The organism is Pseudomonas sp., from assembly GCF_036387035.1.
GTDB lineage: Bacteria > Pseudomonadota > Gammaproteobacteria > Pseudomonadales > Pseudomonadaceae > Aquipseudomonas.
This window is the reverse complement of record NZ_DASVUM010000143.1, coordinates 1-11,134: the sequence shown is the minus strand read 5'-3', so window position 1 is coordinate 11,134 and position 11,134 is coordinate 1. Positions and strand designations below refer to the sequence as shown.

The 11,134-nt window shown below is 61.2% G+C and carries 10 protein-coding genes and 1 pseudogene; 9 read left to right on the top strand and 2 right to left on the bottom strand.

The features are described 5' to 3' along the window. The coding region (locus VF672_RS13845; RefSeq protein WP_331105148.1) for a transporter substrate-binding domain-containing protein at positions 1 to 816 on the bottom strand (816 nt) is incomplete at its 3' end. A 564-nt stretch (positions 817 to 1,380) separates the two neighbouring features. On the opposite strand from VF672_RS13845, the gene VF672_RS13840 reads away from it, so the two are divergent. The 7 genes and pseudogenes from VF672_RS13840 (at position 1,381) to VF672_RS13815 (ending at position 8,404) form a co-directional block, all read left to right on the top strand. Then, complete coding sequence (locus tag VF672_RS13840; RefSeq protein ID WP_331105147.1) at positions 1,381 to 1,749, top strand: NUDIX hydrolase; 369 nt, start codon at positions 1,381 to 1,383, stop codon at positions 1,747 to 1,749. Between the two features lie 234 nt (positions 1,750 to 1,983). Continuing rightward, positions 1,984 to 2,757 (top strand): annotated as a pseudogene (locus VF672_RS24630) (PAS domain-containing protein); the annotation flags it as partial. Further along, on the top strand, positions 2,740 to 3,294 hold the full coding sequence (locus VF672_RS24625) for a methyl-accepting chemotaxis protein (RefSeq protein WP_414705608.1): 555 nt from the start codon (positions 2,740 to 2,742) through the stop codon (positions 3,292 to 3,294). The pseudogene VF672_RS24630 and the gene VF672_RS24625, both read left to right, overlap by 18 nt. A gap of 149 nt (positions 3,295 to 3,443) precedes the next feature. Further along, the gene (locus tag VF672_RS13830; protein ID WP_331105145.1) at positions 3,444 to 3,974 is read left to right on the top strand and encodes a GAF domain-containing protein; all 531 of its coding nucleotides are present in this window, start codon (positions 3,444 to 3,446) and stop codon (positions 3,972 to 3,974) included. 323 nt (positions 3,975 to 4,297) lie between these two features. Beyond that, entirely contained in the window at positions 4,298 to 5,884 is a 1,587-nt protein-coding gene (locus VF672_RS13825) for an ABC-F family ATPase (protein ID WP_074883050.1), read from the top strand. 333 nt (positions 5,885 to 6,217) lie between these two features. Next, complete coding sequence (locus VF672_RS13820) at positions 6,218 to 7,432, top strand: MFS transporter (RefSeq protein ID WP_331105144.1); 1,215 nt, start codon at positions 6,218 to 6,220, stop codon at positions 7,430 to 7,432. Positions 7,433 to 7,654: 222 nt separating this feature from the next. Then, entirely contained in the window at positions 7,655 to 8,404 is a 750-nt protein-coding gene (locus VF672_RS13815) for an endonuclease/exonuclease/phosphatase family protein (RefSeq protein ID WP_414705607.1), read from the top strand. A 33-nt stretch (positions 8,405 to 8,437) separates the two neighbouring features. On the opposite strand, the gene VF672_RS13810 is transcribed toward VF672_RS13815, so the two are convergent. Further along, complete coding sequence (locus VF672_RS13810) at positions 8,438 to 8,629, bottom strand: hypothetical protein (RefSeq protein WP_331105142.1); 192 nt, start codon at positions 8,627 to 8,629, stop codon at positions 8,438 to 8,440. Positions 8,630 to 8,843: 214 nt separating this feature from the next. Between VF672_RS13810 and VF672_RS13805 the strand changes: the two genes are divergently transcribed. Both VF672_RS13805 and VF672_RS13800 read left to right on the top strand, forming a co-directional pair. Then, the gene (locus tag VF672_RS13805) at positions 8,844 to 9,839 is read left to right on the top strand and encodes an aldo/keto reductase (RefSeq protein WP_331105141.1); all 996 of its coding nucleotides are present in this window, start codon (positions 8,844 to 8,846) and stop codon (positions 9,837 to 9,839) included. Positions 9,840 to 9,899: 60 nt separating this feature from the next. Further along, positions 9,900 to 10,622 carry an aspartate/glutamate racemase family protein gene (locus VF672_RS13800; RefSeq protein WP_331105140.1) on the top strand — a complete coding sequence of 241 codons (723 nt, stop codon included), beginning with the start codon at positions 9,900 to 9,902 and terminating at the stop codon, positions 10,620 to 10,622. The last annotated feature ends 512 nt before the right edge of the window (positions 10,623 to 11,134 follow it).

Sequence of the window (11,134 nt, the reverse complement as noted above, 5' to 3'; positions counted from 1 at the left end):
GGTCGGCAGGTCCACGCCGAACCATTTTTTGAACGACTCGGCATACATCGGGAATTCAACCCCGGTCATGGCTTCATGCAGGGCAGTGTTGACGAAGTTCAGCCAGTCCTGATCGCCCCGTTTGACGGCGCACGCATAGGTCTGAGGGCTCCAGGCGAACGCTGGCGAGCGGTAGCGACCCGGGTTCTGCACCATCAGGTATTTCACTGAGGACTGATCGGTAGCGGCGGCATCGGCACGGCCGGAATTGATGGCCTGGTACATCAGGTCAACGCTGTCGTATTGGTCGACCTTCGCCTTGGGCAGTGCCTGATGCACCAGCTCCTCGGCATAGACGTTCTGCAGCACGGCCACGGTGACGCCATCGCCGGCGCCTTTCAGGTCGTCGATTTCCTTGTACTTGCTGTTGGTCGGCAGCAGTAGCGCGACGCCTTCGCGGTAGTAAGGCAGCGTGAAAGCCACCTGCTGGGCGCGGCTGGCCGTGACGGTGATGAACTGGCAGCTCATGTCGACTTTGTCGGTCAACAGGTTGGGGATGCGCGCGTCGGAAGACTGCACCACGAATTCCACTTTGCTCGGGTCATTGAACAGACCTTTGGCGACGATGCGTGCGATGTCGATATCAAAGCCCTGCAATTTGCCGTCAGCCCCCTGGAAGTGCCAGGGCGCATTGGTGCTCCCCGTCCCGACGATCAGGTGGCCGCGCTGCAGCACGCTGTCGAGTTTGCTGTCGGCTGCGTTCGCGGTCGTTGCCAACGTCGCCGCCGTTATCAGGGCCAATGCACAAGCTTTCAAAGAAAGGGATCCGCGCCGCATGAGAGTCACTCCGCCAGTCATATTTATTCCGCTATAGCGGAACCGTGTTTGCCACAACGGAATAGACAGCAGAAAGTGTGCCACAGAGGTGAGCGGTAAAAGAAGCCCGGGGAATTGCCGGTGTTTTCAACGACCTGAACGCAACAGCGCGGGAAAGACCGTCGTCCGGGCATCTGAATGCCTACAGGCAGGCGCTACTGAACACCCCACGTGGCGAGACTCAGGCCCCACGCGTGTGCGCCGTGCGCCATCACCGCGCATGCCCGTACATTGGGGCAGACCGTCCATCGTGTGGCGGGCACGATGTCATCCGCTGGCAGACGAAAAGCACAGGGAGAGGGGCGCGTAACCCAGGCTGACCGGCCGCAAGAATGTGCTACCGGGCCCGTTTAGCCCGAACGACTGTCGGCGCCGCTACTGTTTTGCGCACATCGGCCGATTTATGACGGTGTAAGGGAACATTGGCACCGTTACTGCTTCAAAGGGCTTTATGACGCTTTTGTGACAACCGCATGAACGTACGTATGGCAGTCGCTTTTGCGGGTTGTACGGTGGAGGAACACCATGATAGAACGCGCCACAGTCATTTGCCGTCGGGACGACCAGATTCTCTACGTGCGCAAACCCAAAGCCAGGTGGAATTTGCCGGGCGGCAAAGTCGAAGCCGACGAATCGCCCGCCCAGGCTGCGGCCCGCGAACTGCGCGAAGAGACGGGGCTGATCCTGGAAGACCTGGCCTATGTCAGTCGGTTTGAAGGCGGCGCCGTCCTGCATCACGTCTTCGAGGTGTCGGTCACGATGATCGCCACACCCGCCCCGCATAATGAAATTGCTGACTGCAAATGGTTCACCAGCAAAGAACTGGGCGATAAAAAAGTCAGCCCTTCGGCGAAGTCCATCGTGAAGGCTTTTTTGACGAGGGCTATTTATTAACTGTTGTTGAGATGTGTTCACAGGTTTTTCACATTGAGGGCGGTACTCTTCACTTGCTCCTCCAAGACTGACTTTAAGCCCGCACCCCCCATCGCGGGCTTTTTCTTGTCCGCAATTCCTTGCAGCGCCATGCCGGGTGCCTGTACTTGATCTATAAACATCTGACGACCGGGCTTAATTTCGGCAAGCGTGCGCCGACATTAAGCAATGGAGAGCACTCAAGGAGTTCGGTAGATGTTTAATGCAAAAATCAAGAAGCAGGTTTCCAATCTGAGCTCGGAGCTTGTCGCGCTTAAAAATTTCCACGACGCCCTCATGCAGGAAATGCTCTCGCTGACGGTGGATTCCGAGTTGTGCATCACCGACGCAAACAGCAAATTTTGCGCCGCCATCGGCTATACCCACGACGAACTGCTGGGCAAGCCCATGGCCGCGTTCGTCCCGACGTATGTGGCGGCCATGCCCTGCTTCCGCAATTTCAAGACTGCCGCCGGCAACGGCACGGCCGTGACTGACAATTACCGCTTCGTCAGCAAGAACGGCCCGTTGATCTGGATTCACGCCACCTGGTCGCCGTTGAAGGATGACCAGGGCCGCCTCGTTGCCCTCAAGTGCCTGGCGACCAACGTCACCGCTGAAGTCAACAAGGCCCGGGAAAACGAGTCGTTCATCAATGCACTGCTGCGCTCGACGGCGGTGATTGAATTCGATCTCGGCGGCCACGTGCTGAAAGCCAACCAGTCCTTCCTAAAGGAAATGGGCTACAGCCAGGACCAGATCCTCGGCAAGCACCACAGCCTGTTCTGTGACCCGAAATTTGCAGCGGGCGAGGATTACAAGGCGTTCTGGAAACGCCTGAACAACGGCGAGTTTGTCGCAGACCGCTTCAAGCGCATCAACAGCCGTGGCGAAGAGGTCTGGCTCGAAGCGACCTATAACCCGGTCCACGACACCCAGGGTGAGCTGTACAAAGTGGTCAAGTTCGCCACCGTGGTCACCGATCAAGTCCGGCGAGAGGCCGACATCAGTAGCGCGGCGGGCACCGCGTTCGAGATTTCGCAGCGCACCGATGTTTCGGCGCAGCGTGGCGCGGCAGTGATCAACGACACGGTGCAGACCATGAACGGCATCGCCGATCAGATGCTCTCCGCGTCCCATGGCATGGAGGCGCTGGGCAAGCAGTCGTTGCTGATCAGCACCATCGTGCAAACCATCGGGGGCATCGCCCAACAGACCAACTTGCTGGCGCTCAACGCCGCCATCGAAGCCGCCCGCGCCGGTGAACAAGGTCGGGGCTTCGCTGTGGTAGCCGATGAAGTCCGTCAGCTTGCCGGGCGTACCAGCACAGCCACCGAGGAAATCGTCGCGGTGGTGCAGCAGAACCAGAAGCTGGTGGATGAGGTGGTCAGGGACATGGGCAGCACGCGCAGCCAGGCGGAACAAGGCCTCTCGCTGGCGACCCAGGCCGGCAGCGTGATCGTGGAAATTCAGGAAGGCGCGCGACAAGTGGTTGGGGCGGTGCAGCGGTTCACTCACCAGCTTTAAGGACGTCACCTCGTGCGGTTTCAGCCGCCCGCCCTTGGCAAATAGTCGCAGCAAGGCGAGCGGGAGATACGCTTGCCCTACAAAATGCTAATCTGCGCGTCATGTGTGGCCCCGTCCGGCCGCCACCCCACATTGACATGGAGCCGACAATGGCTGTGGATTCCTTGCTCTGCCCGGATTTGCTGACCATTGCAGAGCGTTCGGCCATCGCCGAAGTCGAAGCAACCACCAATGTCCTCAAGCTGGTGACGCGACTGACCGGCATGCGCTTTGCCGGCATCGCCAAATTCACGGAGTCGAAATGGGTCGCGTGTGCGGTCTATGACGAGATCCACATGGGCATAGAAGAAGGCGAAGTGCTGGAGTTGGAAACGACCCTGTGCAACGAGCTTCGGCAGAATCCTCAGGCGCTGATTATCCCCAGCATCAGCCAGAACGACCGCTATGCCGGCCGCCCCGTGGTCAAGCGTTATGCGATTGAAAGCTACATCGGCGTGCCCATCACACTCCCCGACGGTCAGCTGTTCGGCGCGCTGTGCCTGCTCGATTCCAAAGCCAGTTCCTTTGACAGCCCGGACCTCGTCGAGACCCTCGGCCTGTTTTCGCGGCTCATCGGCTGCATCGTTTTTTCCCATCATTCGACGGTCAACAAGGTCAGGTCGCAGGTCGAGCCGGCCTGAGCACGCGCCGCTCACCGGCGAGCGGCGGTAGGTGGATAATCAAGACGGTGTTACACTGCCGCGCCTCGAATTGGCATGCGCCGCTTGAGCCTTTCGCAGGGTCGTAGCGCATTGCCCGAACCTGAGCGTCTGCTGCCCGCCAGCACGTGCAGGTTGACCACCGGTTGAACCCGTATCGGACGCTGCTCCCGTTCACCCATCTTCATCAGGTCATGTCACCCACACAGTGACGTGAAGGCTGCTGGTTGGATCACGAGCAATCGCCACCAGGCGTCGATGGTCATCGCCAATCAGCCCCTTTGTAAACAATCCAGGATAAGCAATTGATTTCCACAGCTAACATCACCATGCAGTTTGGCGCCAAGCCGCTGTTCGAGAACGTTTCGGTCAAATTCGGCGGTGGCAATCGCTATGGCCTCATCGGCGCCAATGGCTGTGGCAAGTCCACCTTCATGAAGATCCTCGGCGGCGATCTGGAGCCGTCTGGCGGCCAGGTGATGCTCGAGCCGAACGTGCGTCTGGGTAAATTGCGCCAGGACCAGTTCGCCTACGAAGACTTCTCGGTCATCGACACCGTGATCATGGGTCACGAAGAGCTTTGGAAGGTCAAGGCCGAGCGCGATCGCATCTACTCGCTGCCGGAAATGACCGAAGAAGACGGCATGGCCGTTGCCGAACTGGAAACCGAATTCGCTGAAATGGACGGCTATACCGCCGAATCCCGCGCTGGCGAGTTGCTGCTCGGTCTGGGCATCGGCATCGAGCAGCACTTCGGCCCGATGAGCGAGGTCTCCCCTGGCTGGAAACTGCGTGTCTTGCTGGCCCAGGCGCTGTTCTCCGACCCTGAAGTGCTGTTGCTCGACGAACCGACCAACCACCTGGACATCAACACGATTCGCTGGCTGGAAAACATCCTGACTCAGCGCTCCAGCCTGATGATCATCATTTCTCACGACCGTCACTTCCTCAACAGCGTGTGCACCCACATGGCTGACCTGGATTACGGCGAGCTGCGTCTGTTCCCGGGCAACTACGACGAATACATGACCGTGGCGACCCAGTCCCGCGAGCAGTTGCTGTCGGACAACGCCAAGAAGAAAGCCCAGATTTCCGAGCTGCAGTCGTTTGTCAGCCGCTTCTCGGCCAACGCCTCTAAAGCCAAGCAGGCCACTTCACGTGCCAAGGCGATCGACAAGATCCAGCTGGCCGAGGTCAAGCCTTCGAGCCGGGTCAGCCCGTTCATCCGCTTTGATCAGAACAAGAAGCTGCACCGTCAGGCGGTCATCATTGACCAAATGGCCAAAGGCTTCGACGGCAAGCCGCTGTTCAAGAACTTCAGCTTCCAGGTTGAAGCGGGCGAGCGCGTGGCGATCATCGGCCCGAACGGTATCGGTAAAACCACCCTGCTGCGCACGTTGGTCAATGAACTGACCCCGGACGCCGGCACGATCAAGTGGACCGACGCGGCAGAGCTGGGTTACTACGCCCAGGACCACGCACACGACTTCGAAGATGACGTCACCCTGTTCGACTGGATGGGGCAATGGACGCAAGGTGAGCAAGTCATTCGTGGCACCCTGGGCCGGATGCTGTTCTCCAACGACGAGATCCTCAAGTCGGTCAAGGTCATTTCCGGTGGTGAGCAAGGCCGCATGCTGTTCGGCAAGCTGATCCTGCAGAAGCCGAACGTGCTGATCATGGATGAACCGACCAACCACCTGGACATGGAATCGATCGAGGCGCTGAACCTGGCGCTGGAGAACTACCCCGGCACGCTGATCTTCGTCAGCCACGACCGCGAGTTCGTCTCGTCCCTGGCCACCCGCATCATCGAGCTGAGCCCCAGCGGCGTGACCGACTTCAGCGGCACCTACGACGATTACCTGCGCAGTCAGGGCGTTGCGTTCTGATCAGGGCCCTGCGCTGACAGAGTGATGCTGAAACCAGAAGCCCCGTCCCCTATGACGGGGCTTTTTTGTGCGCGTCCTTTGCCGCCTATGTTGCCTCAGCAGGACGGGCCTCTTCCCGGCTGAAGCCGGTCCCACGGAGGAATGCACGGAGTAAGCGGGACTCGGTGCGCCCCGTGCAGCGAAATCACCGGCGCAAAAAGTAGGACCGGCTTTAGCCGGGAAGAGGCCGGCATGAGCGCCATCAAAATCCCGGAAAAAACCGTTAGCCTGCTTTCATTTCCCCACATCACACGCCATGATGAGCCACTCCCACCGCTCCAGCGAAGAGTCCCCATGTCTGCCGCCCTGCCGCCCAATACGCCTGTCAGTGACGCCAGTTCGATGGCGATCACGCTGCAAATCGTCTCCATCGTTGTGTACACCTTTATCGCCTTCCTGTGCATCGGCCTGCCCATCGCAGTGATGCCTGGCTACGTCCATAACCAGCTGGGCTTCAGCGCGGTGATCGCCGGGCTGGTGATCGGTGCGCAGTATCTCGCAACGCTGCTAAGCCGCCCGGTCGCCGGACGAATCTGCGACACCATCGGCACCAAGCGCGCCATCGTCTACGGTCTGTCCGGGATCGCCCTGAGCGGCGTGCTCACCCTGGCGGCCGTGCTGCTGGAACGCTTTGCCGGGGCCAGCCTGACCATTCTCATCATAGCCCGGCTGTTCCTCGGTGCGTCCCAGGGCTTGATCGGCGTCGGCACCATCAGTTGGTGCATCGGCCAGGTCGGCTCGGAACACACCGCCCGCTCGATTTCCTGGAACGGTATTGCGTCCTATGGTGCCATCGCCATCGGCGCGCCGTTGGGGGTGTTGATGGTTGGCGCGCTGGGCTTCGCCAGCCTGGGCGTGGTTCTGTTCGTGCTCGCGGCCGGGGCCTTGTTGTTGATCCGCAAAAAACCGCCGATCCCGGTGGTCCGCGGCGAGCGCATGGCGTTCTTTTCGGTATTTGGCCGTGTCGCGCCGTTTGGTCTGAGCCTGACCCTGTCCTCCATCGGCTACGGCACGCTGACCACCTTCATCACCTTGTTTTACGTGGCCAGTGGCTGGGAAGGCGCGGCCTGGTGCCTGACGGTGTTCGGCGTCTGCTTTATCGTCGCGCGCTTGCTTTTTATCAATGCGATCAACCGCTTCGGCGGCTTTCGCTCGGCGATCACTTGTATGACGGTCGAAACCCTTGGCCTGGTGCTGCTGTGGCTGGCGCCTGACACCACCGTCGCGTTGATCGGTGCAGGGCTGACCGGGTTTGGCCTGTCGCTGGTGTACCCGGCGCTGGGCGTCGAAGCCATCAAGCAAGTGCCCAACAGCAGCCGCGGCGCGGGACTGAGCGCCTATGCGGTGTTCTTTGACCTCGCGCTGGCCATCGCCGGGCCGCTGATGGGCGCCGTGGCGCTGGGCATGGGGTACGGCTGGATTTTCTTCTTTGCCGCGTTGCTGTCGGTGGCAGCACTGACGCTGGCCGTTGTGCTGTCGCGAAGGGCCCCGGTCGACACGCGGGTGTAGCGCCCGGGTTGATTCAGTAGGACCGGCTTCAGCCGGGAAGAGGCCGGCGACTCTGCAACAGCTCTCACTGGCTGTTGAAATCCCCCGGCTAGAGCCCGTCCCAGCTAAAAGCTGAACTGCCGCCGCCCGTCTCGGTCGGAATAGCACATCCCCCGAAACAGGAGTGAGGGCGTGACCTCCGATCCCGCTGGCCTCAACGCTACCCCTCCAGACCCGTCCTCGGTGCGCGAGGTGCATAAACTGCGCGTACTGACCGTCAACACCCACAAGGGCTTCACCGCACTGAACCGGCGCTTCATCTTGCCGGAGCTGCGTGAAGCCGTGCGCAGCACCGGGGCCGACCTGGTGTTTCTTCAGGAAGTACTGGGCGGCCACGACCGCCACGCCGCCAAGTACGAAGACTGGCCCGACACGCCGCACTACGAATTTCTCGCCGACAGCATGTGGACGGACTTCGCCTATGGCCGCAACGCGGTCTACCCCGACGGCCACCACGGCAACGCGCTACTGTCCAAATACCCGATTCTGCATTACCGCAATCTGGACATCTCGATCACCGGGCCGGAGCGGCGTGGGCTGTTGCATTGCGTGCTGCAAGTGCCGGGGCATGCGGAGGTTCATGCGATTTGCGTGCACCTCAGCCTGCTTGAAAGCCACCGACAGTTGCAGTTGAACCTGCTGTGCGACCTGCTCGACTCGCTGCCGGACGATGCCCCGGTGGTGATCGCTGGCGACTTCAACGACTGGCAGCTGCAAGGCAACAAGCGCCTTCAGCGCTGCGGCTACCTGCATGAGGCGTTCGAACGCAGTCAAGGCCGGCTGGCCAAGACCTACCCTGCCCGCCTGCCGATGCTGCGCCTGGACCGGATCTACCTGCGCAACGCCACCAGCCATGATCCAAAAATCCTGGGTACGCGGCCATGGACGCATTTGTCCGATCACCTGCCACTCGCGGTCGAAGTGCACCTCTAGGTGCACTTGCCGCCTGACGCTTCAAACGCGCTTCTAACGCGCGGGCGTCTGCGAGCCACTTCCTTTGTCGGGGTCAATCAGCGGCACCGTGGCGTCCCTGTCGAACTGCGAGCCCGGGTCCTCGTTGCCCGGATCGATGTCAGCATCGAATCCTGCCTCTTCGTCGCCAGGCTGAGGTGCTGGGCGCGGCGCGACAGGCGTAGCGTCGGGTGTGTGAGATTGCATGGCAGTTTCCTCTCGTTGAGTGGGGCCGATAAGGCCCTGTTTTGATCGGGTGAGCTTAGCAGGCGCCTGCGGCGTGTGAAGGTCCGCTCACGATGCCAAGAACCCCTGAACCGATCTACAGTCAGTAAAGAACGCCGCGCCGGTTGCCTCGCGCCGTATCCCGCACGCTGCAGCCCGCGTATTCATAGACGCCACACCGCACAGGACACTTCCCATGAGTCTGCACGACAAGATCATTGGCCGCCTCGGCTTCGGTTCCGCGCCCCTGGGCAACATGTTCCGCACCATCGACGAAGAAGAAGCGGCCGCCACCGTCCAGTCCGCCTGGGATCAGGGCATCCGCTATTTCGACACCGCGCCCATTTATGGCGCCGGGCTCTCGGAGCAGCGACTGGGCAAGGCGCTGGCGGGCGTGTCCCGCGACCAGTACACCCTGAGCACCAAAGTCGGCCGGCTGATTTCAGACGAGATCGACACCGAGACGCGCAGCGGTCCGTTCGCCGAAGGCCTGAAAAACAAAATCGTCACCGACTACTCCGCCGACGCCACGCTGCGCTCCATTGAGGCGAGCCTGCAACGGCTCAACACCGACCGTCTGGACATCGTTTTCGTCCACGACGTCGCGCAAGACGCCCATGGCGATGCCTGGATCGAGCATTTCAACATCGCCCGCACCGGGGCTTTCCGCGCCCTCACCCGCTTGCGTGAGGAAGGCGTGATCAAGGCCTGGGGCCTGGGCGTCAACCGTGTCGAGCCGTGCGAACTGACGCTGGACCTGGAAGAAGCCCAGCCAGACGGCTTCCTCCTCGCAGGCCGATATTCATTGCTGGACCATGACCAGCCGCTGCAACGCTTGTTCGACAAGGCCCGCCAGCACAACGCCGAGTTCGTCGTCGGCGGGCCTTACAGCTCAGGCGTGCTGGTGGGCGGCAAGCATTTCGAATACCAGGAAGCGTCGCCGGCGATGCTCGACAAGGTGGCGCACATTCAGGAAATCGCCCGGCAGTACCAGGTCGATATCAAGTCCGCAGCCCTGCAGTTTGTCCTCGCCAATCCGTTGGTGGCAGCGGTGATTCCAGGTGCCAGCCGGCCTTCGCGAATCATCGAGGATGTCACGGCGCTGAATGCCCAGGTGCCCGACGGCTTCTGGCAAGCCATGCGCGACCAGGGCTTCATTGCCCTGCAGGCACCGGTGCCGATCAAAGACTGATATCGTGCGCGACGACGCCGGGCCAGACGCCCGGCCTTGTTTCCCGCGCGAGAGTTGTCCATGCGAATTCTGATCGTCAACGTCAACACCACCGAATCCATGACCGAGACCATCGCCGAGCAGGCCCGCAGTGTGGCCTCGCCCGGCACCGAGATCATTGGGCTGACACCCCGCTTCGGCGCTGAGTCAGTGGAAGGCAATTTCGAAAGTTACCTGGCGGCCATCGCGGTGATGGACCGGGTCATGTCCTATGAGGGGCCTTATGACGCCGTGATTCAAGCCGGCTACGGTGAACACGGCCGCGAAGGCTTGCAGGAATTGCTCGACGTGCCGGTGGTGGACATCACCGAAGCGGCGGCCAGCCTGGCGATGTTGTTGGGTCATAAATACGCCGTCGTGACCACGCTGGACCGCACGGTACCGTTGATCGAAGACCGCCTGAAACTGGCCGGTGTGTATGAGCGCTGCGCCTCGGTGCGGGCCAGCGGTATGAGCGTGTTGGAGCTCGAAGACGCGCCGGAGCGGGCGGTCGAGGCCATCGTCGAGCAAGCCATCGAGGCGGTGACGCGGGACAAGGCCGAGGTGATTTGCCTGGGTTGCGGCGGCATGGCCGGGCTGGACCAGCAAATCCGCGAGCGCGCCGGCGTGCCGGTGGTCGATGGCGTCACCGCCGCGGTGGCATTGGCCGAGTCGCTGGTGCGTCTGGGCTTGAAGACTTCCAAAGTACGGACCTACGCGACGCCACGGCCGAAGAAGATCGTCGGTTGGCCATTCAAGCAGTAGCCCCACCCTGCTGGACTTACGCAGATCGGGCGGCCAACGGACAACCCAGTGGGAGCTTGCTCACGAATGCTCTATGCGAAACACCAGATATTCGATGGATGTACCGGCCCCTTCGTGAGCAAGCTCACGCCCACAGGTCCTAGCGTTTGCCCGCCCTTATTGATCGTGCCCACGCTCTGCGTGGGTATGCAGCCCACCACGCTCCGCGTCGTCTGGTGGCAGGGATGATGAGGTTGCAGCAGGACGCGGAGCGTCCGGGCCGGCATTCCCACGCAGAGCGTGGGAACGATCACACCTCGAATTATCGGGTGTTTGAACTGGCCTCTTCCCGGCTGAAGCCGGTCCCACAGTGTGTACGCGGTGCTTTTAGTGGGACCGGCTTTAGCCGGGAAGAGGCCAGCTCAGGCGCGACATTTTTGCTAATAGCCCCCCCTTCCCTGTGGGCGCGAGCTTGCTCGCGAATGCTCTATCCGAAACACCAGATATCCGATGGATGTACCGGCCCCTTCGTG